Raw genomic sequence first — 20,211 nt, forward strand, 5'->3', positions numbered from 1 at the left:
AGGATACCCATGAAAATACGCGCCTTGTTAGCAATTGCAACCCTCATTGGTGGGCTTTACGCCTTAGAACACACAAGCCAAAAACCCGCAGAAAAAGAAGCCCTGCTTAGCGATACGCAAATTGGCTTGAGAAAAGCCCCCCTAGAAGATGAACGCGGCTTAAAGTTGCAGGATTACAACTTCCACAAAAATCCCCCGGGAGAAAGTCAGCGCTTTGAAAGGGCCTATGAAAACGCTCCGCCCATGATCCCACACGACACCACGGGCTTGTTGCCCATCACCAAAGACAGCAACCAGTGTCTAGGTTGCCACATGCCCGATGTGGCTAGCACAGTGGGGGCAACCCCTGTGCCGGCATCGCACCTATACGATTTTAGGCACAACCGCCCCACGCCCAACCACAGCGTGAGCGATGCCCGCTTTAACTGCACCCAGTGCCACGCCCCGCAAGCCAACGCTGCTCCATTGGTGAAGAACAACTTCAAACCCGTGTTTAGCAATAAAAAATTAGAGTTTCGCTCGGATTTTATGGATGTGGTGGATGTGGGGGTTAAAGATTTAACCAAGAAAGAGGCAAAAACGAAGTGAGTGCGCTTAGGGCTTTTAAATGTTTAAGCGTGGCCGCCTTTCTTGGGGGCTGTTGGGTGGGTGTGCCTAAAGATGTGGATGCCAATCTGCCCGACATAGACACGCTAAACGAGTGTGGCGAAATGAAAAACGAGTGCGTGGGCAATAAAGACGGCGACATCGCCAAAGAATCTAAGCCCGTGCGTTATGGTTCTTTCCACAATATCTTTTTAGCGGGGGTCAAACTTGCCCACGGGGGGAAGTTTGCGCTATCGTCTTTGCCCCCCACAGGGGCGGGCTACATCCCCTATAACCCTATGATGTATCCTATGGGGGGGATGTATCCTATGGGCATGAGCCCTTATGGAATGTATCCAATGGGCATGTATCCTATGGGGATGTATCCTATGGGCATGTATCCTATGATGGGGGCTATGCCCATGATGTATGGCCCTTGGTGGTGAAAGCCATAGGCTTTTTATCGAGCGCCAAACTTCAGTTAGGTCGTTTCCTAGGCTTTTATCTAACCCTAACTTTTAAATTTAAGGTTTCCATTCCCCCCTGCTACACTCCCTGTTTATTTTCAGCACAAAGGACAAACATGCAACAGGCATACAATCACCTAAGCCAAGAGTTAAAAGCCACCAAACGCACCCACAGATTGTTTTTATCGGTGTTGGAGGATATGGGGGGGTGATTTAACCCCCTTTAAAGAAGAGCTAGAGGATTTAAGCGTAAAATTCACCCAGCTTTTAGACACGCTCGGCACTTTCAGCAAAGCTTTAGAAAACGCCTACCACCAAAGCACAGAGGACGACACAGAGTTAGAAACCTCGCTCGCACAATTTAAAAAATGTAAAGTCAAAACAAACTCTGCGTTAAATGCCCTAAACTCTGCTACACAAAACCCCCAAGCTTTAGAACAAGCTAACAACCTCGCCAAATCCCTAGAGGATTTAGAAGTCTTGTTAACTGCCTTGCAAGAAAGCCACGCTCCCCTACTACAAGGCACAAACACCAACACAAGCCAAAACACTAACCCCGCACAAGCCACACAAACAATCCAAAGCACACAATCTTCAAATGCTCTAGAAGTTAAACCCCTATGGAAATGTGGAGTTTTTGTATCTTAAAGCCATACTTTATTGCCACTCCCCCCAACTTTCGTTAAAATCTTGGCAAACACAAAGGGTTGTCTATGTCCTTAAAATATGTCAATGGCGGAGTGATGAAAGCAAATGCTAAGAATCACCTAGACGCTTACTACACCAAACCCGCCATCGCCAAAGAGCTGCTTAACACCACTAAAGAGTTCATTGCCAAATACGAAAACCTAGACAAATACACTTGGCTAGAGCCCAGCGTGGGGGAGGGGTGTTTTTACGATCTCTTACCCGAAGCTAAAATTGGAATCGACATCAACCCCACTAAAGAGGGCGTGATTTGTGCCAACTTTTTAGAGTGGGAGCTGCCCCAAAAGCCCCTAATTGTGATCGGCAATCCGCCCTTTGGGCATCGGGGAGTTTTAGCCCTAGAGTTCATCAAGCACGCCAAGAGTGCGGAGTTTGTGGCCTTTATCTTGCCCATGTTTTTTGCCAGTTTGGGCAAGGGGTCGGTGCGCTACCGGGTGCCAAATTTGCATTTATTGCATGAGCAACCCCTACCTAAAAACTCTTTTTACCTAGCCAATGGCAAAGAAAAGGATATTAGCTGCGTGTTTCAGATTTGGAGCAAGAATCACAAAAACCCCAAGAGCGAGTTTAATTGGTACCGCCACAAGAAAAGCGAACCCTTTAGCCATTTACTCAAGGTTGTAACGGTGTCCTTAGCCAAAAATAGAGAATGTGGCAAGGCATGGATTTTTGAGAAAAAAGCAAATTTTTATCTCTCCAGCACCTTTTTTAGACAGACTGCCGTTGTGCCTGAGTTTTGGCAAGTGAATTACAAAAGTGGAATCGCCATCATCTACCACGAAAACGCCCCTAAAGACAAACTAGACACACTCTTTTTAAACGCAAATTGGTGTCAATACAGCTCTTTGGCTACAAATGGCTGCCGCCACATTGGCAAGTCGCACATTTACCAGCTTTTAAAAGATAAAGGGTTTAGTGAAAATGCATGAGATTTTATTGACGCTCATTGAGTGCAAATACGAAGAGATTAAGGAAAAACAGCAAACCGGCATGTTTGAAAAGATTTTTCAGTTTGAAGGCAATGCCATAGGGCAGATTGGGGAGGCGTTTGTTAAAGAAGTTTTTAAAGTCCTTTGTTTGCCTTTAGATTGCAATAAAGAAGTGATTCACGATGAATACGATTTGCTCTCACAAGGAAAAAAAATAGAGATCAAAACGGCTAGAAAAGGTTTAAAAAAGGACACATTTCAATTTAATGGGATCAACCCTAAATACAATTACGACTACATTATCCTGCTTGGCATCACGGCCAACGATTTGCTTTACTACATCATTGACAAAAAGCAAGACCACAGCTACAAGCACAAAGAACGCAAGGACACCATCCGCATTCATGGCAAAGAAAAGCAATTAGTGGCGATGAATCCGGGCAATCAAGCTAATTACAAGCTTACCCTGTCTTTAAAGGAGTTAAAACCCATTGTGGGATTTACGGAGGAGTTAAAAAAGCTTTTTGGGGATGTGGAGGTAGGCCACTAAAATGGATTCCCTATGTACATGTATATTAGTAGTCTCTATATCTCAACACAAACCCTAAATAGAAAATCGAAGCAACTGCTCCAACCCTTCAATAATAAGTAGGCCAAAGCTCATCAAAGGACGGGAGGGCTAGTGGCTGTGGATATGTTGTATGGTGGCTGTTTCTAGCCAATCTTTGTCTATGCCACCCACAGCGACCCCCATCACAATGTCTTCAAACACTTTTTCAAAATCTCCTAACTCCACGCCATGCCCCATCAAGAAACAAGCCCCAAGAGCAAGGGCTGCCCGCTTGTTGCCATCCAAAAAGGGGTGGAATTTCATACAAGAAAACATTAAATGGGTACACTTCGCACTTAGAGCAGGGCAGTAGGCATCATTTTGGATATGTGCTAAAGCACTTTCTAAATACCCCAAACCTTTTTGGTAAAACCCTTGCCCGCCCCTTGTCTTTTGTAAAATCACGCTGTGTAGCTTCTTGCAAGGTCGGGTAAATGTCATTTTTGTGCCAATCGCTCATAGACAGCCAAAATTTCGGGGATGTCTAGGCGTTTCTCGTAGCCACTTTGGATTTTTTCAAAAAGCTGGGTTCTTGCGTCTAGGAGCGGGTTTTGTGGGGGGTTTGGAGTCTATGCTTTGCTTTGGCATGGATGCTTCTTTTGTCTAAGAAACCCTGTGGGTTCTACCTTGTGGGTTTCTCCTTCGGTCTCAAATTAAACCTTCGGCTTCAAATTAAACCTTCGGTTTAATTCCAAAAAATATATTTAACGGGTAGTTCTTGTCGGATTTTTTGAGCTCCAAATAAGCTTTGATGATCAAAAACTCGTCTTGAGGATGGGTGCTTAGGCGCTCTTTGGCCTGCTCGATCATCTCCAAATCTAAGAGCACATACAAAAACGCCTTTTCGGCTTGCTCGTCCTTTTCGGCCAAGAGCTCAAAGAATTTATACCAATCATCGGGGGATAAAAAGGTCTTTGCATCCACGGCCATTTGCAAATACTCTTGCTTGTCGCACCCCACTTGCACGCAAAGGTCGGCAATCTCGGTGAGTTGCATGCCCACTCTTTTGTCCCAAAATGCCCGCAACAACACCTCTAACACGGATTTATCCAACAACTCGCCCGCTCCCTTAAGGGCTTTGGGGATTTCCTTAAACGAGCCGCGTTGGATCAAGTCGATCAGGGCTTGGCGTTTTAAAGCGGGGCTGTGGCCTTCTTTTTTAAGGATTTGCTGGGCTTGCTTGAGGTCGCTATGGATTTTATTTTGTAAGTTTTGGATGTAAAAGGGGTTGCTCGGGTCTAAATTGTACTTGTGCCACTCCACATCCTCAGCCTGCGACACACGGGCATAAAGGCTAAAGAGTTGATCGAGCTTTTCATACCCGCTCTCTTGGCTGTTTAAGTCCGCTTGTAATTTAAAGCGGGCGAGGATTTTAGAGAGCGCCGCAAAGCGGGGGTTTTTGTATTTTTCTAAAATAAAATGTTCTCTCGTATTTTGGTCAATGATTTGCTTGGCTAATTTCTCAAAGTCGCGCTTTTCTTGGTAGCGTCTCCATAAATTGGCGATGCTCCCATTGAGCATAAACAGCAGGGTGAAGACAAAAAAGAGCAACACCACACCCACGACCCAAAGGGCTATGGGTAGGTTTAAGGTGTGGTTTGCGACATTGACGGGGAATTTTTGCGGGTCGGCATTGTAGATATACCAGCCCACAACAACCATAAACAGCAATGTAAAAGTGCCGTAGTAGCGTAATTTCATGCTCTCTCCAATTTCACTTGTGGTAAGGGTGGTTGTTTAAAAGGCTCAAGGCCCTAAAAATTTGCTCGCATAAAACGAGTTTAGCCATTTCGTGGCTAAAGGTGAGCGGGCTTAAAGATAAAGGGGTGCAACGCGTTAAAAACTCTTTTTCAAAGCCAAAAGCCCCGGCAATGAAAAATTGCACATGGGCGTGCGTGCTAAGGATTTGGCTAAACTCTTGGCTATCATAAGTTTTGCCGGCTGGGTGCAAGGCATAGGCGGGGATGCTTGGCTTTAAATAGGGGCTTAGGGCCTTAGAGTAAAGACTCTTGGCATTGGAGCTGTTTGTCAAGGCTTTAGGAAAAATATCCACAATCTCAAGCGTGGCCTTGAATTGCTGGCACGCGCGCTGTTGTTGTGCCAAGAGTGGGGCAAAATCGGGGTTTTTTTTGGCAATGGCGTAAATGCTGCAAGTCATCGGTTTTGGGTGAGCATCCCCACTAGGTCGCTTAAGGTCTTTTTTAAATCCCTGCGCTGGACAATCATGTCAATCAAGCCATGCTCGAGCAAAAACTCCGCGCTTTGAAAGCCCTCGGGCAACTCCGCGCCGATGGTCTGCTTAATCACCCGCGCGCCCGCAAAGCCAACCATCGCCCCCGGCTCGGCAATGATCAAGTCGCCCAAAAAGGCAAAAGACGCGCTCACCCCTCCAAAGGTGGGGTCTGTGAGTAGAGAAATGAAAGGCAGCCTTGCCTCTGTAAGCCGATTTAAGGCCGCGCTGGTCTTTGCCATTTGCATGAGCGAGTAGGTGGATTCTTGCATGCGCGCCCCCCCACTGGCCGACACGATCAACAACGCCTGCTCTTTTTCCACCGCCCGATTGATTGCCCGAACAATCTTTTCGCCCTCCACTGAGCCTAACGACCCGCCCATAAAAGAAAAGTCAAACACGACTATTTGCAACGCGGTGCCGTTGATCCGCCCCTCCACGCTGATCACCGAGCTGGGCCGCCCCGTTTTGGCCTCGTATTTTTTAATGCGCTGTTTGTAGCTCTCTTTATCCACGAAGTTGAGCGGGTCTATGGGGCGCAACTCTTGGTCGTATTCTATAAAAGAATTGTCATCGCACAAGAAAGCCAAGCGGTCATTTGCCCCCATCCTAAAATGGTAATGGCACTTCAAGCACACATGGTGTTTGGCAAAGACCTCTTTATAGTACATCAAAGCGGTGCATTTAGGGCATTTGATCCAATGGCTTGGCATGTCCTGTTCGCTTGATTGCACCCTTGTTTTCTTAAGATTTTTTAAAAAATCTGCAAAACCCATGGACTTTATCCTTGCAAAACAAATAGCCTCTATTCTAGCATGGCTTAAGTGTTTTTAAAAGTGCTTGCGGGCACGGGCAACAACACCGCAAAAGCCAAAAACAACGCCACTCCGCTCCAAAGGAACATTTTAAAGAAACTCAAACGGCCCAAAGCCCAAGTGAAAACAAAGGAAAACACTGCTTGAAAAATCCCAAAGGCTAGGGTTACTAGGCTGGAGGCTTGCACGAAATGCTCTTTACCCATGATATGGTACGCCATCGTGCTTGTGAGCGTGAGGTTGCCCGTGGTCCCAAAGCCCATTAAAAAAATGGATAGATTGAGCCACGCTATGTCCGTGCTAAACATGGCAATCACACAAGAGGCGGTCTTCATTAAAATCACAATGCTTGAGGCGTGCTTCAGCCCTAGGCTTTTGGCAAGGGTTGCGCTTAAGATTGTGCCACACGCCGCCCCAAAGCCAAAGAATGCCCACGAAGCCCCCGCCACCCCCTTGCTGAAGTTAAGAGAGCGCACTAAATAATCCACCCAAAAGAGCGTGTGGGGCAAGTAGCCAATGGCATTGAGCACCACAGACACCAAGAGTAGGGCAAAAAAGGTTGAGATTTTAAAGGAGGCTTTGGCATGGGTGGCATCTTTGGGCGGGTGCAAAGTCTTTAAAAACAAACAAGAGAGCACAAACGCCACCGCCCCCACAGCCCCTAAGAAAATCCACGCCATGTCTATGTCTTTGGCAAAGTGGGGCAGGATAAAGCCACTACACACCACCCCCATCCCAATCCCACTAAAGACAAAGCCACTCGCATAGGGGCGGTGTTGCTCTTTGACTAAGCTCAAACACAGGGGGGCAGAGAGCACCATTAAACAAGAGGCAGCCACGCCGGCTAAAAAACGCCAAGACCACGCCCACGCAAAGGGCAGGCGATCTAAATAGCAGGCAAAGAAACTAAGAGAAATGACTAAAAAGCTGATTTTGGCAATGCTCTCTAAAGACAAACGCCTTTGCAAGAGGCTTAAGATAGCACTCCCAAAGATATAACCGACCATGATCGCAATGGCAAGTTGTATGCTTTGGTGTTCGCTCATTTTGCCCGCTAAAATCAACAGAGGAATGAGAACCACATACCCAAAACGCGCCACGCCATTAGCCATGAAAGTCGCCAAAAAGCACACAAAAAGACGCATAAACATACAAAATGCTCCGTGTTGGAATCGTAAAAAAGCCCATATTAGCCCAAAATTAACAATCTTGCCTTAGAACTAGGGGAACTGAATTTGCTTAAGTTGGCCTGATAAACCATCGCAAAGGACTCTTGTGGCGACCCACATTAAAGGCTTAGAGGCCCTAGACCCCAAGGGCAACCCCAAAACCCACACCAAGAAGCACACGCCGGCAGAGGACAAAGATGCGTTTAAATCTTTGCTCGATCAAAAAAAGGCCCACCTTAAAGGCGATGGCAAAGACCACAAAGCAAAGGACAAAAAGGGAGAGCATGCCAAAAGTGATGTCCCTAAAGATCTTCCCCACGTTGCGCCCAACAGCCCCCTAGCGCATTTGCTGGATAAAAAGCTCACCCCCAAGCAAGAAAAAGAGCTCAAAAAAGAATTAAAAGCACAGGCAAAAGCAGAGGCTAAGGCCGAGCACTCTAAAAACAAACTTGACCCCTTTAGCCAAGCTATGGCGTTAAAAGGAGCAAAAAACGCCAAAGCCCCCTCTGCCACCCCCACAGCAAAGCTTGGCGACATTAAAAACCTAGAGAGTGCAAAGGCGTTAAATTTAAGCAAACTCCAACACGAGAGCAAAACAGGCAAGCTAGACAAAGCCCCGCCAAAAGGCATAGAACTAGCCACTAAGAGTGCGCCCAATCTAGCCAAAGGCGCGCAGAGCACACAAGCCACGCAAGCACAAGCCCCCCAGGAAGCCCGGGCTAAAATATCTACTGCTGACTTGCTCTCGCTAAAAAACCCTAAAGCCCAAAAAGCCCCCCTTGCCCACACAACAGAGAGCAAAGAGGGCAAAGAACAGGCCAAAAGCGCCCCCACAAATCCAAAAGATGCCGCCACCAACACCGCCAAAGCCCAAACACCCCTAAACCAACTATTGAATAAACCTAAACCCATGCCCCATGTCAAAGACAGCCACGACAACGATAAAGAAATTAAAAAGGCGTTTCAAGAAGCTTTTGACGGACCGCTTAAACCTAAACCCACTTTTATCCCACTATCCTTTGACCCTAACCGCATGCCTTTGCAGGGTCCGGCTAAACCCCTTGTGGCCAGCAAAGACGAGGACACCCGCACAAGCGCGATAGAAAGCCCCACGCACACCGCGCACACGACGCACACTACACAAAAAAGCACAGTAGAAGCCCCCCAAATCAAGGAAACAATCAAAAATTTAGCCACGAATTTACGCCAGGAACTTTTAGACTTCAAGCCCCCCATCACGAAGTTATCTATGGAGCTCAACCCGGATAAACTTGGCAAAGTGGAGGTGGTGATTCAACAAGTGGGGCAGAACTTGCAGGTGAGTTTAGCCTCCGCTGCGCCGGTCAGTGCTCTGCTCGTAGCACACCAAAGCGAGTTGCGCCAACATTTATCCCAAATGGGCTTTAACAATGTGGATTTGCGCTTCAATGCCACAAACAACGAGAACACCGCTTATCAAGGCGGGGGCAACCACAACTTCAATCAACAACAGCACAACCCCCAACAACAAGGCCAACAACAACCGCAACACAGCCCGCAAGTGCAAAGCGCCCCCTTGCAAAACCAACCCTCCCAGACTCCAGCACAAGGCACATCCCCACAAACCGCGCCCACTTCTATCGCTAAAGCCTCCTATGCGAGCAACCCCTCGGGCCTACCCGATTACGCTTAAGGGCACTTTTTAACAGATTAGGGCTTTTATCGCCCCGATTGCGCTACAATAACCCTTTTATAAAGGACTTGTATGGAAGCTTGGGTGCGTTTGTGGTTGGAGAGGGCGTTTTATAAATTTGTATGCGCTTTGTTGGCGCTACAAGTGCGTAAGCCCAAAATCCGCCCTAAAACCTTATTGCTGATTCGCCTAGACGCTTTGGGCGATTATGTGTTGTTTCGCAATTTTTTAAGGCCTATCAGAGAGGCCTACAAGGATTATGAGATCACCTTTTTATGCAACAGCGCAAACTTAGAAATCATCAACGCCTACGATTTGGATTGCGTGGATGAGCTTTATCCGCTTAAAGTGCCTACTTGGCGATCTTTAAAAAGCTTACATTGCTTTTCTAGCCTCTATCACTTTCTTTATAGCCTTTACAAACTGCGCCAAAAAGGCTATGAAATTTGCATTAGCCCCGTCTTTACCCGCCGTGTGTTTAAAGAAGATTTAATGATGCGAGCAGTGCATGCCACGCATAAAATAGGCAGTTATGGCGAAATGCTTAGTCGGTGCTGGCACGAAGTAAGGCCCGCACTAAGCCACCACGACAAGGCTTACACTTCTCTTTTAGACGCGAGCCCAAGCGTCCTCTTTGAATTTGAGCGCAACCGCGAATTTTGCGCCACGCTTTTAAACAAAAACTTAGACTCTGTGCGCTTGCACATGGAGTTGCCACACTCACCCCCTCCTCCCATTAAAGCCCCTTATGGGGTGTTTTTTATAGGCTCGCAGGTTTTAACAAAACAACTAGATGCGACTACTTGGATCGCTCTAGCTAAGGGCATCTCTTCCAATTTTTCACTGCTTTTGTGTGGCTCAAGCGGAGAAGTTAAGCGGGCTCAAGAAATCACGCAGGGCGTGGAGGGCTTAATTAATTTAGTGGGGCAAACTTCGCTGTGCGATCTCTTGCACTTGCTAAAGGGGGCAAGTTTTATTGTGTCGCACGAAACCGCCATCCCACATTTTTGCATGGCTTTAGGGTGTAAGGCGGTGTTTGTCGTGTGTAATGGTACTTATTTTGGGCGTTTTGCCCCCTACCCGAGTACCTACACCAACTACCACGCCATTTACCACCCCCGCGTGTGTGAGCTGCTCGCCTGTGTGCATGGCATTGGGCGGTGCATGGAAATTTACGCCCATAAATCCATAGACCTACAAATCCCCCACCCCGACCTGCCTAGACTCATTTTGCAAAAAATGGCAGAAGTCAATGGGGAGTGGATTAAAGACCCCACACCCATTAAGCTTTAAAACAGCTCCTCGCTTTTTAAATCCCACACACGCCAGTTGTCAAAATACTCCCCACGAAATTTGGTTTCGATGTCTAGTAAAGTCCATTTTTGGCTATCATGCGCGCCTGTGAGGCACTCATAGACGAAACAATGGCAGTTGCGCTCGTGCTTTTCTGTGGGGATGCCCATCGTGGGGTAGTTTAAAGTTTGGCCCACAAGGCTCTTTGCCCTTTGCGCGGCTTGAGAGAAACCCACCGCCTCGCTCCCCTTGCAAGAAACATAAATGCTCATCGCTTGTGTCCCGCTGATGAACTCTTTAGGGCTAGAGAGCTTGACCTCGCCCGAGCCTAGCAGCTCTACAATCTGTTGGTCGCCGACATAAATCCCTGTGTGGGTGGTGGGGCCTATGAGGCGGCAATATAAAATGCTGCCAAGTTTAGGCGTAACCTTGTCCCTTAAAACATTGTCGATGAAAGACTCGGCTAGATTAAAAGCAGCCGGCAAGCCAAAAATTAAGGGCAACACGGGCAATCCTTAATCAACTCAATTTGTCCTCTACAATGTCAATGATGGTGTTGGCGACCTTGCGCGCGGTTTTGTCTAAGAATTCTATGGGGGTCGTAAAGCCCACACAAGAGCAGTTGATTTCACCTAGAATATACTTGTCCTTGCCATGCTCATCGGTATCCAAGATAAAATCTGCCGTCCAAATGAGGGGCAGATCGTAATTGCCTAGCTTGGTTTGGATATGGGGCAGTTGCCTTAAGAAGTAATGCACCAAGTCGTCCCATTGCTCGGGTTTGTCGTAGCGGTATTTCGCCCCACTAAAGAGAGTGGCACTAAAGGCATCTGCCCCTTCAGCCGGCTTTTTATGCACCACATAAATGGGGTGTTTATAGAGCATGAGAATGCGAATCTCACCCTCTTTAATGCGGGGTAAAAAGGTCATGTCCACCAGCATGCCATTGTCCCCAACTAAGTATTTTTCACAAAAATCCATAAATTCGCCTAGTTGGCGGTGCTCCACATGGTTATCCACTGCTTCAATGCATTTGATTTTGGCATTTAGAGGCACTTCGCTAACGCCTGCAGGCAAAGGCTCTTCTAATTGCACATGCCAAATGCCCTCGCCGGTGGAGCCGCGGTTTTGTTTCAACACCCTCTCGCCCTTAGCCAAAGTTTTGGGAAAAGTCTTTTTCAAATCGTGCTGATCGCCCCAAGTTACTCCAATGCGTTTAGCCTCCTCTTTGTCATAATAGGCGTAGGTGTCATCGGGCACGAGCTCGGTATCGGCGAGTTTAGTGAGCGCGTCCTTAGCTCCATAGCCGATCATGGCATCGGGGTGAGGCATGCCAATCACGCCATGATCACAGAGTTTGCGCAAGAGATCAAAATAGAGTTTTTCTTCCTTCAAGTTACCCGGATTGACGCGGGAGACATAGGCATCGGCGACCTTTTGCACATATTCATAAATCCCTTTGGTTTTTTCACTATCTTTTAAAAGGGCATCGGTGAGTTGCACCACCTCTGCTTGCCAGCCCATTTTTTTGAGGTAGTCCATCATGGGCATGGTGTCGCGTCTGTGCCCATCTCTGCCCTTGTCCGTGCCACCTACAGCCTCAAAAAACACCACATGTTTTTTCATCAAAACCTCCAAAAGATTATTGCGGTTAATCCGCTGGTGTTATTGTAGCAAATGGAGAGCGCAAAACTTAAACAAAAGGCTGAGGTCACACGCTAAATCTGTAAATCATAACTCACCGAAGTCATCACATAACTACGATCCTGTGTGGTGGGGGCAAATTTAGGATTAGGTGCACCAAAGTAAGCGACTTTATAGCCTCTGTGCATCATCACTTCATAGCCATTGAGACGCAACATTAAGTGGATGTGCTTGCCTAGGTTGTATTCGCAAGTGATCCCTAGACTTTGGGCGTTGGCTCTAGGTGCAAAGGTGAGTTTGCCAAGCAGATACCAAGCAAAGTTTTTAAACTTGCCCCCCACTCTGGCGTGCACGGTTAAGGCATTGGCATCGTAAAGGTTGGTGTAAGCGTCCTCATAAGGGGTGTCGTCCGTGGTGTCAAAGGACACAGGCGAGCCATTCCAGCCTAACTGGGCATTGGAGTTGCCAAAATTCTTATACACCCCCCAGCCAGCGTAATAATCTTTGTAATACAGCCTTTGGCGCACGAGCAAAGTGGCGGTGGCTGTGCCGATCAAATTGCCCCTGTAATAAGTCTTGGCTAGAGCGTGGCTATAAATGGGAAACCACGCATAGACATCGCTTTGGAGTTTATACTGCCCCCGCTCAAATACAGCACTCGCTTGGATGCCCGGGGCGTTGAAGTTCTTGGGGTAAAACCAAAAGAAGGGCATGAGGGTGTAGTGCTTAGTGGTGTAAGCTAGGCTTATAGCGTGCATGCCATAATTCACCCGTCTGCCATCGCTAAACGCATAGCTCACGGGGGCGTAGAAGTCGCGGATAAACTGGATGTTGGCTAAACCCCGCCCATAGGTGCTAAACCATCTAAGCTTGAATTGGCCTAAATGCAAAAAGAGGGTAAAGCCCTGATTGTATCCACGCAAGAACAAAGCTTCGGGGCTTAAGTAACGCCCCGCCTTGATCCCAAACATGTCTTTGTAGGTGTAGCTTAAATAGGCGTTGTATAAAATGTAGTTTTTAGCATGCGATTCATCCTCTTCACGCACATGCCGCCAAGGAGCGTTCATTAAATAGCCCTCCCAACGCCCCATGTAATACCAGTTGGCTGGCTGGAGCACCCCGTTTTGATCTCTAAGACCCCTAGTGGAGTCGTAAGCCAGCCCGCCGATCTCCCCTCCAAGCCCCACTTCTAGTTTTTGATTCTCCACAGATTTTGGCAATAAATTGGCATTCACTTCTAGTGCCCCGATGGTGGTTACATAGCTGCCTGTGGGGTAAAGTCCCTTGTCTGTATTGATGGGGGCATTGTTAAAGCCGATGCGCGAGAATGAGCCGACACGCCCTGAGATTTTGTAGTTAAAGGCCTGTAAGTGTGTGCTAAAAAGAGAGAGAAAAAGAGCGAGGCTTTTTCCTTTCAACTGAGCTCCTTTTGTCGTGGTTGTGAAAAAAACCCGCTATTGTATAACAAACGCCCTTAAAAATCATAACCCATCGAGGTCATCACATAACTGCGATCTTGTGTGTTGGCTTGAAACTTAGGGTTATACCCGCCTGAATAATAGCCCACTTTATAGCCCCTATGCATGGTAACCTCGTAGCCATTGATTTTAAACATGAGATGGATGTGCTTATTGAGGTCATATCTTAAAGTCAGCATGAGGCTTTTGGAGTTGGCTCTGGGTGATTGGATGATTTTGCCTAGAAGTTGCCACGAAAAGTTTTGCACCTTAAAGCCCACATAGGCAAAAGCCGTGAGAGAGTTGGCGCTATATAGATTAGAATAAGCTTTGGCATAGGGGGTGTTGTCTTTGGTGCCAAAGGGGATGGGCAAACCAGTCCAGCCGATACACGCGCTGGCGTTGCCAAAGTTTTTATACACCCCCCAACCAAAGTTGTAATGGTTGGCGATGTCAAAATGCTGGTAGACGAGCAGGCTAGCCGTGTCTGTCCCCACCAATGCGCTTCTAAAATATCTGTGCGCCATATAGGAGTCATAAATGGGAAACCACGCATAAAAATGGGTGTGGACTCTCCAATTGACACGGGCTAATTTAAGGTCAAGCTGCAACCCCGGGGCCGTGTAAAGCTTGGGGTAAAACCACACAAAGGGCATCACCGTGATGTGGTTGCGTTTGTAGTCGCCTCTATAGACAAAACTTAAAGAGTGTAGGCCGTAGTTGATGTGCTGGCCATCGGAGAATTTGTAGCTAATGGGGGCGTAGAAGTCGCGGATAAACTGGATGTTGGAGCGCGCCCGTCCATAGGAGCTAAACCATTGCAAACTCCAGTCGCCAAAGTGTAGAAAAAGTTGGATGCCTTGATTGTAGCCACTTAAAAACAAGGCGCGGCTGCGGTAACGCCCGAGCTTAAAGCCAAAATGATCTTTATAGCTGTAATCCAAATACAAAGTGTGGAGCACAAAGTCGCGCGTATGCATGGCGGTTTCATAGCGGGAGTGTTTCCAAGGCGCGTCCATAAAATAGCCCTCCCAACGCCCCATGTAGTAGTAGTTAGCAGGCAAAAACCCTTTTTCTAGCCCGCTGGTGTCTGTCAAAGTTTGTGTGGAGTCGTAGGCCAAATCCCCTAATTCTGCGCCTATGGCGGCTTTGAGTTTATGATTGCTGACAGATTTAGGCAAGAGATTGACACCCAGCTGCAAGGAAGCCACCAAAGTGACATAGCTGCCTGTGGGGTAAATGCCTTTGGCTGTGTTGATGGGGCTATTGTTAAAACCGATGCGCGAAAACGAGCCTCCAAGTCCAGAGATTTTATAATCTAGGGTGTGGATACAATTAAAGGTGCCAAAAAGTGCTGCTAAAAGTCGTTTCAAAATCTTGCCCTTTTGAAAACCATCTTCACAAAATCCTAAGATTACCCATGCTAGAATGCAGGCGGTTTTTGATCTTACCACAAGGAGTCTTCATGGGGCGTTTAAGCCGTTAATCTTCTTGGCTTTTTTGAGCCGTTTAAGTGCGTATGTTGAGGTTGGGTATGCTGAGGGCGCGCAAGTGCTGTTGCAACCTGTAAAATTATCGGTGCTGAGCGTCAAGGCTTTGGTAAACGCCAAAAGGCGGCAACAGCTGTTGGAGAAGCGGGCGGTGCAGGAAGCGATTTTGGCGACCGAGCAGATTCTTAAGCGTTTAGCTAATTATAAATCTTTAGATGTCCGTTCTGGACAGTACGATGGCTTCGTGGGTAAATGCCAAAAGCATATCAATATCTATTTCCCCATCAGCAATGCCTCCACGGAGTTGCAGAGCGATTACCATGTCAGCTTCCATTGGCGCTTTTAGGCGCTCTTGGTGATGATCCCTCCGCCCAGCACGCAATCGCCCTCGTAGATCACGAGGGCTTGGCCTAGAGCCACGCCATAGACGGGTGCGTCAAAGGTGGCTTTGATGGTTGCACCCTCAAGGCGCACTTGTGCCTTAGTGGGCGTGCTTCGGTAGCGCACTTTTACCGAGTATTCCCCCTCTTTAAAGTTTTCGGGCAAGGATTTATTTTGTGCCTCAATGTTGAACACCGCCAAATCTTGCTTTTCACCCACAATGATCTCGTTTTTAGCTGCATCAATGCCCACGACAAAATGCGGGGTGTGTGCGCCTTTCACGCTAAAGCCCTTGCGTTTGCCGATGGTGTAGTGCATATAGCCCTTGTGTGTGCCAACCACTTGTCCGCTCAAATCCCTAACTAGCCCCTCACAATCCACCTTCACATGCTCTTTGAGCGTGTCGATATAGGATTTTTCTACAAAACAGATTTCTTGCGACTCTTTGTAACTCTGTAAATCCCCCAAAAACGGCATCGCCGCTAGGGCTTTGGGCTTGATCTCACTTTTGAGTAAATCCCCTAGGGGGAAGATGAGCGCATCTATCGCCCTTTGGGGCAGGGCGTATAAAAAATAGCTCTGATCCTTGCTCAAATCGTGCGCCTCTTTAATGCGCAACACCCCCTGCACTTCTTGTAAGCGGGCATAATGCCCCGTGGCGATTTTTTCACAGCCACGGCTTAGGGCAAACTCTAGTCCTAGCCCAAATTTCATCAAGGGGTTACACAGCGCGCATGGGTTTGGAGTCTGCCCGCTTTTATAGGTGTCTATGAAAGCTTGATAGACTTTTTCTTTAAACGCCTCTTGAAAATCCACGACCTCAAAGGGGATATTTAAAAACTTCGCGACCGCCTCGCAGTTTTTAATGTAGTGGGCGTGTTTTTCCTCTTTGCCATGCAATTTTAAATACACCCCTAAGAGCGCGTGACCGGCTTGTTTGAGTAAATACGCGCTATAGGAGCTATCCACTCCTCCACTCATCAAAACAGCTATTTTCATTTATTCATCCTCTTCTTTTGGTTTGGGGGGCGGGGGCGGGGGGGGTGGCGCTTTAAATGGAGGCCCTTTTTGCAACATTTCGGTTAAATTGGCTGCTTTTTGTGGGTCCATTTTAGCCAAAATTTTACCCATGTCCTTGGCCTCAAGTTTGGATAAAATCGTGGCGGCCTGATCGATGGGCATGTCTTGCAAAATGGGTGCGGCTTTGGAGTCTTTCATTTTGGCGTAGGTCGTGGCGACTTTAGAGCTACTCGCCTCCTTGATCTCTTTTAAAAGTTCCTCATTTTGCGCCACCAGTTTTTTTAGCTCTTTTTCCTTTTGCGCCTGCAAGTCCTTAAACGCCTTTTCTTTTGCCTCAAATTCTTTTAAGCGGGTGTCTAAAGCTTTTTCCCTTTCGGCCACTTTGGCGTTGCGCTGATCGAGCAGGCTTTGGGTCTGCTCTTGCAAATTCTGCAAGGTCAGGGCCCGCTCTTGCAAGAGCTGTAGTTGGTTACTTAGCTCCGCCTTACGGGATTCAAAAATCGCGTTGCACTGCAAAAACTGCTGAGATGAGGGGTTTGCACCCTTTGGGGTGCTTAGACTGGGGAAGGGCTTGGGCGGATTTGCTCCATTGCTTGGAATCTGGTCGGTGTCGCCTAAGAGCAGGCCCACAAAAACGGCGCAAAGGGCGAGCCTACGCACGGCGCGCCTTGTGTTTTTGGTAAAAGACCTCAGCCCCGATCGCGTCCATTTGTTTTGCTTCTTCTTTTTCAAGTTTTTGCGCCATTTTACGCAACTCTAAAGTGTATAAATAGTGCAACTTTTCATATTCGATGCAAGCGTTTTTGTAGAGCTCTTTTAAGTGAGCGTCTATTTGCTTTAACTCGCTGATATCTGTGCCCACTTGGTCTATGGCATAAAGATAATTTTTTTTAAGGCTGTTGCACTGGCTAAAGGCTGCGATGTTTGCTTGCATCGGCACGCTTAAGGTGTTGAGCTCGGCGATCAAGTGCTCTTGCTCTCTTTGTTTGGCGTGGATTTTGGCAAGGTTAGCAGCAATGTCGGCTTCACAGCGTTGCATGGCTTGTTTTTTCACCTGCACGAGGGCTTTAAAGGTTTTTAAGTTCATGGCAACAACACCATGTTTTCTCTCTTAGGGCTGGTAGAAACCGCGCCAATCTTGACTCCAATGATCTCTTGCAAGGCTAGGATGTATGCTTGTGCCTCTTTAGGTAAGGCGTTAAAATCGCTCACCCCCGCGCTGTTGTTCCAGCCTTTAAAGCTCTTGTAAATGGGTTTTGCTCCCTCTAAATTTGGGCTGGTATTTTCATAGCCCACGCCCACTAAAATTTCCTCTAAGCCGTCTAAAACATCCAGCTTCATTAAAGCCACTTCATCACAGCCATTGAGTCGGCAGGCGTATTTCACCGCCACCGCGTCAAAATACCCACACCGCCGTGCCCGATTTGTGGTGGTGCCAAATTCATGCCCTCTTTCTCGTAAAAATGCCCCCACTTGCCCTAAATCCTCAGTGGGGAAGGGCCCTAGCCCCACGCGGGTGCAATACGCCTTAGCCACCCCGATGATTTTACCTATGTCTTTCACACTAAGCCCGCTTCCACTGCACGCCCCAGAGGCAATCGTGGTGGAGCTGGTGACATAAGGGTAAGTGCCAAAATCCACATCGAGCATGCTCCCTTGCGCCCCCTCTAGTAGAATTTTTTGCTGACGATCTATCGCCTCCCATAAAAGGGCAGTCGTGTCTGTGGCGTAGGGCAAAATCAAGGGCGCGTAGGCGTTTAAATAGTCTTCAAGGGCTGTCAGTGTGGGTAGATCCGGAATGTGTGCGTGTGCGCTCAAGTGTTGGGCGATCTTTTCTTTGAAAAGCTTGGGTTCTTTTAAATCCCCCACCCTAAGCCCCACACGGCCGACTTTGTCCTGATAAGCCGGGCCTATGCCTTTTTTTGTCGTACCTATGGCTCTTGTGGCATTGCCCTCTGTTCGCACATCTTGCAAGCAGTGGTGGGGCAAGATCAAATGTGCCCGCTCACTCACAAACAACCGCCCCTTTAAATCGCCAAAGGGTTTTATCTCCTCTGCTAAAGCGTCTAGTGCCACGACCACGCCATTGCCGATCACATTTTTACACTGCGGGTAGAGCACGCCAGAGGGGATCAAGTGCAGGGCGTGGGTTTTTCCATTTGCCACAATCGTGTGTCCGGCGTTGTGCCCGCCTTGAAAACGCACCACAAAATCGTAATTAGGGGCCAGCCGATCGACTAATTTACCCTTCCCCTCATCGCCCCACTGCACCCCCACAACTACATCAGCCATACCAAACTCCTTTAGACAAAGAGCGAATGCACGCTCTCGTTGTGGTAGATCCTGCGGATCACCTCAGCAAACAAGGGGGCGACACTCAAAACGGTGATTTTGGCGTGCTTGCCCTTGTGGGGAATCGAATTGGTGACGACCACCTCATCTAGCGCGCTCTCTTGTATCCGCTTCATGGCATTGCCGCTCAAGACCGCGTGCGTACCCACTGCCATGACCGAGTGCGCCCCCCTAGCCTTTAGCATCGCTGCCGCCTTGCAAATTGTGCCCGCCGTATCGACCATGTCGTCTATTAAAATCACATCTCTTTTATCCACATCCCCGATAATATTCATCACCTCCGCCTCGTTTGCCCGCTCACGCCGTTTATCCACAATGACTAAATCCAACCCCATTTGGCTAGCAAAATACCGCGCCCTTGACACCCCCCCGATGTCCGGGCTAGCCACAATGGGGTTTTTAAACGCCTTAGACATGATGTAATCTCTAAAGACGATCGAGCCGTAAAGATTATCCACTGGGATGTTAAAAAAGCCCTGTATTTGCCCAGCGTGTAAATCCATCGTGATGATGCGATCGATTTGCACGGTTTGCATCAAATCCGCCACGAGTTTAGCGCTAATAGGCACCCTAGGCGCGGCTTTGCGATCTTGTCTGGCGTAGCCGAAATAAGGGATCACAGCAGTGATGGAGTTGGCGCTGCTACGCTTGAGCGCATCGACCATGATTAAAAGCTCCATTAAATTGTCATTGACAGGGGCGCAAGTGGGCTGGACAATACATACATCGCGCCCGCGCACCGACTCGCTGATTTGTACATTGATCTCCCCATCGCTAAAATGCCCCAAGATGGCCTTAGACAAGCCCATATTTAAATGCCGCGCCACTTCTTTACTAAAACTTAGGTGCGCGCTCCCACTAAAGATTTTAAAACTGCGCGTTTTCATTCAAACTCCTGTAAAATAATCCGCCGCCTTTTTTTGAAGCGTGGTGTAAATCTTTTTAAAATCCACCCCATAAATGCGGGTTTGCCCGATGGTTGTCATAAAATTTGTGTCCTTGTGAAAGCGCGGGACCAAGTGCCCATGCAAGTGGGGCGCAATGCCCGCCCCTGCGGCCTCTTTAATGTTAAAGCCCAAATTCACGCCCTGCGCTCCAAAGGCATAAAGCAGTTGTAGCCCCTCATACAGGCGTTTTTGTAGGTGCAACCACAGCTCTAGCCCCAAGAGTTCGGGGCTGTCTTTGTGCGCGTGGGGGATGATCATAAAATGCCCGGGGGTGTAGGGGTAGCGATTCATCACGACAAAACAAGATTCATCTCTAAAAAGCACATGGTTTTTCAAGTCATCCTTAGGGTTTTGGCTAATGGCACAAAAGACACAATCAGGCGCGCCATCTCCCGTTAAATAGGGGCTGCGCCACGGGGCGTATAAATGATCCATCACAGCT

General features: G+C 48.0%; 22 protein-coding genes. 7 read left to right on the forward strand and 15 right to left on the reverse strand.

The genetic code is table 11. The features are described from left to right. Positions 1-9 precede the first annotated feature (9 nt). From HAL07_RS01405 to HAL07_RS01430, 4 genes are all read left to right on the forward strand, one after another. Positions 10-588 carry a nitrate reductase cytochrome c-type subunit gene (locus HAL07_RS01405; protein WP_053941726.1) on the forward strand — a complete coding sequence of 193 codons (579 nt, stop codon included), beginning with the start codon at positions 10-12 and terminating at the stop codon, positions 586-588. 29 nt (positions 589-617) lie between these two features. Beyond that, positions 618-1,031 (forward strand): U1 small nuclear ribonucleoprotein, encoded by a 414-nt coding sequence (locus HAL07_RS01410; RefSeq protein ID WP_231624628.1) that lies wholly within the window; start codon positions 618-620, stop codon positions 1,029-1,031. A gap of 734 nt (positions 1,032-1,765) precedes the next feature. Next, positions 1,766-2,689, forward strand: coding sequence for a restriction endonuclease (locus tag HAL07_RS01425; RefSeq protein ID WP_053944842.1), 924 nt, complete (start codon positions 1,766-1,768; stop codon positions 2,687-2,689). Then, entirely contained in the window at positions 2,682-3,239 is a 558-nt protein-coding gene (locus tag HAL07_RS01430) for a restriction endonuclease (RefSeq protein WP_082355795.1), read from the forward strand. Before HAL07_RS01425 ends, HAL07_RS01430 begins: the two co-directional genes overlap by 8 nt. Before the next feature lie 129 nt (positions 3,240-3,368). Here HAL07_RS01430 and HAL07_RS01435 read toward each other — a convergent pair whose 3' ends face one another. The 5 genes from HAL07_RS01435 to HAL07_RS01455 form a co-directional block, all read right to left on the reverse strand. Next, positions 3,369-3,740: a Fic family protein gene (locus HAL07_RS01435; RefSeq protein ID WP_053944844.1), complete on the reverse strand. Its 372-nt coding sequence runs from the start codon at positions 3,738-3,740 to the stop codon at positions 3,369-3,371. Positions 3,741-3,971: 231 nt separating this feature from the next. Next, complete coding sequence (locus tag HAL07_RS01440) at positions 3,972-5,000, reverse strand: hypothetical protein (protein ID WP_053944845.1); 1,029 nt, start codon at positions 4,998-5,000, stop codon at positions 3,972-3,974. A gap of 13 nt (positions 5,001-5,013) precedes the next feature. Then, entirely contained in the window at positions 5,014-5,457 is a 444-nt protein-coding gene (locus HAL07_RS01445) for a 23S rRNA (pseudouridine(1915)-N(3))-methyltransferase RlmH (RefSeq protein ID WP_053944846.1), read from the reverse strand. Continuing rightward, positions 5,454-6,305, reverse strand: coding sequence for an acetyl-CoA carboxylase, carboxyltransferase subunit beta (gene accD, locus HAL07_RS01450; RefSeq protein ID WP_053944847.1), 852 nt, complete (start codon positions 6,303-6,305; stop codon positions 5,454-5,456). Before accD ends, HAL07_RS01445 begins: the two co-directional genes overlap by 4 nt. Positions 6,306-6,349: 44 nt before the next feature. Next, the gene (locus HAL07_RS01455) at positions 6,350-7,489 is read right to left on the reverse strand and encodes a YbfB/YjiJ family MFS transporter (protein WP_053945031.1); all 1,140 of its coding nucleotides are present in this window, start codon (positions 7,487-7,489) and stop codon (positions 6,350-6,352) included. Positions 7,490-7,619: 130 nt separating this feature from the next. On the opposite strand from HAL07_RS01455, the gene fliK reads away from it, so the two are divergent. Further along, positions 7,620-9,185, forward strand: coding sequence for a flagellar hook-length control protein FliK (gene fliK, locus HAL07_RS01460; RefSeq protein ID WP_053944848.1), 1,566 nt, complete (start codon positions 7,620-7,622; stop codon positions 9,183-9,185). 72 nt (positions 9,186-9,257) lie between these two features. Continuing rightward, on the forward strand, positions 9,258-10,478 hold the full coding sequence (locus HAL07_RS01465) for a glycosyltransferase family 9 protein (protein ID WP_053944849.1): 1,221 nt from the start codon (positions 9,258-9,260) through the stop codon (positions 10,476-10,478). Here the strand turns inward: HAL07_RS01465 and HAL07_RS01470 are convergent. The 4 genes from HAL07_RS01470 to HAL07_RS01485 form a co-directional block, all read right to left on the reverse strand. Next, positions 10,475-10,984 carry a C40 family peptidase gene (locus HAL07_RS01470; RefSeq protein ID WP_053944850.1) on the reverse strand — a complete coding sequence of 170 codons (510 nt, stop codon included), beginning with the start codon at positions 10,982-10,984 and terminating at the stop codon, positions 10,475-10,477. The two genes, HAL07_RS01465 and HAL07_RS01470, sit on opposite strands and share 4 nt — an antisense overlap. Before the next feature lie 13 nt (positions 10,985-10,997). Then, positions 10,998-12,104 carry a Cj0069 family protein gene (locus HAL07_RS01475; protein WP_053944851.1) on the reverse strand — a complete coding sequence of 369 codons (1,107 nt, stop codon included), beginning with the start codon at positions 12,102-12,104 and terminating at the stop codon, positions 10,998-11,000. Between the two features lie 92 nt (positions 12,105-12,196). Then, positions 12,197-13,540: an outer membrane family protein gene (locus HAL07_RS01480; protein WP_053944852.1), complete on the reverse strand. Its 1,344-nt coding sequence runs from the start codon at positions 13,538-13,540 to the stop codon at positions 12,197-12,199. 56 nt (positions 13,541-13,596) lie between these two features. Further along, positions 13,597-14,955, reverse strand: coding sequence for an outer membrane family protein (locus HAL07_RS01485; protein WP_053945032.1), 1,359 nt, complete (start codon positions 14,953-14,955; stop codon positions 13,597-13,599). 124 nt (positions 14,956-15,079) lie between these two features. On the opposite strand from HAL07_RS01485, the gene HAL07_RS01490 reads away from it, so the two are divergent. Further along, complete coding sequence (locus HAL07_RS01490) at positions 15,080-15,415, forward strand: hypothetical protein (RefSeq protein ID WP_238374456.1); 336 nt, start codon at positions 15,080-15,082, stop codon at positions 15,413-15,415. Here HAL07_RS01490 and mnmA read toward each other — a convergent pair. The 6 genes from mnmA to HAL07_RS01520 are packed head-to-tail and all read right to left on the reverse strand — an operon-like array spanning position 15,412 to position 20,204. Beyond that, positions 15,412-16,449: a tRNA 2-thiouridine(34) synthase MnmA gene (gene mnmA / locus HAL07_RS01495; RefSeq protein WP_053944854.1), complete on the reverse strand. Its 1,038-nt coding sequence runs from the start codon at positions 16,447-16,449 to the stop codon at positions 15,412-15,414. The genes HAL07_RS01490 and mnmA overlap by 4 nt on opposite strands. Next, positions 16,450-17,130 (reverse strand): MotE family protein, encoded by a 681-nt coding sequence (locus tag HAL07_RS01500; protein ID WP_053944855.1) that lies wholly within the window; start codon positions 17,128-17,130, stop codon positions 16,450-16,452. It abuts the gene before it with no gap. Then, on the reverse strand, positions 17,123-17,557 hold the full coding sequence (locus tag HAL07_RS01505; protein ID WP_053941709.1) for a flagellar FliJ family protein: 435 nt from the start codon (positions 17,555-17,557) through the stop codon (positions 17,123-17,125). Before HAL07_RS01505 ends, HAL07_RS01500 begins: the two co-directional genes overlap by 8 nt. Next, positions 17,554-18,762: an adenylosuccinate synthase gene (locus tag HAL07_RS01510; RefSeq protein WP_053944856.1), complete on the reverse strand. Its 1,209-nt coding sequence runs from the start codon at positions 18,760-18,762 to the stop codon at positions 17,554-17,556. Before HAL07_RS01510 ends, HAL07_RS01505 begins: the two co-directional genes overlap by 4 nt. Positions 18,763-18,773: 11 nt before the next feature. After that, positions 18,774-19,709 (reverse strand): ribose-phosphate pyrophosphokinase, encoded by a 936-nt coding sequence (locus tag HAL07_RS01515; protein WP_053944857.1) that lies wholly within the window; start codon positions 19,707-19,709, stop codon positions 18,774-18,776. Then, positions 19,710-20,204: an HIT family protein gene (locus tag HAL07_RS01520; protein ID WP_053944858.1), complete on the reverse strand. Its 495-nt coding sequence runs from the start codon at positions 20,202-20,204 to the stop codon at positions 19,710-19,712. It lies immediately after the preceding gene. Positions 20,205-20,211 lie beyond the last annotated feature (7 nt).

The sequence above is a fragment of the Helicobacter ailurogastricus genome, assembly GCF_001282945.1.
Lineage (GTDB): Bacteria > Campylobacterota > Campylobacteria > Campylobacterales > Helicobacteraceae > Helicobacter > Helicobacter ailurogastricus.

What these genes read in the sequence shown, in the direction of transcription:
- HAL07_RS01405 (WP_053941726.1), top strand. Translation starts at nt 10, where the DNA reads ATGAAAATACGCGCCTTGTTAGCAATTGCAACCCTCATTGGTGGGCTT.
- HAL07_RS01430 (WP_082355795.1), top strand. Translation starts at nt 2,682, where the DNA reads ATGCATGAGATTTTATTGACGCTCATTGAGTGCAAATACGAAGAGATT.
- HAL07_RS01465 (WP_053944849.1), top strand. Translation starts at nt 9,258, where the DNA reads ATGGAAGCTTGGGTGCGTTTGTGGTTGGAGAGGGCGTTTTATAAATTT.
- HAL07_RS01455 (WP_053945031.1), bottom strand. Translation starts at nt 7,489, where the DNA reads ATGCGTCTTTTTGTGTGCTTTTTGGCGACTTTCATGGCTAATGGCGTG.
- HAL07_RS01440 (WP_053944845.1), bottom strand. Translation starts at nt 5,000, where the DNA reads ATGAAATTACGCTACTACGGCACTTTTACATTGCTGTTTATGGTTGTT.
- HAL07_RS01445 (WP_053944846.1), bottom strand. Translation starts at nt 5,457, where the DNA reads ATGACTTGCAGCATTTACGCCATTGCCAAAAAAAACCCCGATTTTGCC.
- HAL07_RS01510 (WP_053944856.1), bottom strand. Translation starts at nt 18,762, where the DNA reads ATGGCTGATGTAGTTGTGGGGGTGCAGTGGGGCGATGAGGGGAAGGGT.
- HAL07_RS01520 (WP_053944858.1), bottom strand. Translation starts at nt 20,204, where the DNA reads ATGGATCATTTATACGCCCCGTGGCGCAGCCCCTATTTAACGGGAGAT.
- HAL07_RS01515 (WP_053944857.1), bottom strand. Translation starts at nt 19,709, where the DNA reads ATGAAAACGCGCAGTTTTAAAATCTTTAGTGGGAGCGCGCACCTAAGT.
- HAL07_RS01435 (WP_053944844.1), bottom strand. Translation starts at nt 3,740, where the DNA reads ATGACATTTACCCGACCTTGCAAGAAGCTACACAGCGTGATTTTACAA.
- HAL07_RS01475 (WP_053944851.1), bottom strand. Translation starts at nt 12,104, where the DNA reads ATGAAAAAACATGTGGTGTTTTTTGAGGCTGTAGGTGGCACGGACAAG.
- mnmA (WP_053944854.1), bottom strand. Translation starts at nt 16,449, where the DNA reads ATGAAAATAGCTGTTTTGATGAGTGGAGGAGTGGATAGCTCCTATAGC.
- HAL07_RS01425 (WP_053944842.1), top strand. Translation starts at nt 1,766, where the DNA reads ATGTCCTTAAAATATGTCAATGGCGGAGTGATGAAAGCAAATGCTAAG.
- HAL07_RS01505 (WP_053941709.1), bottom strand. Translation starts at nt 17,557, where the DNA reads ATGAACTTAAAAACCTTTAAAGCCCTCGTGCAGGTGAAAAAACAAGCC.
- accD (WP_053944847.1), bottom strand. Translation starts at nt 6,305, where the DNA reads ATGGGTTTTGCAGATTTTTTAAAAAATCTTAAGAAAACAAGGGTGCAA.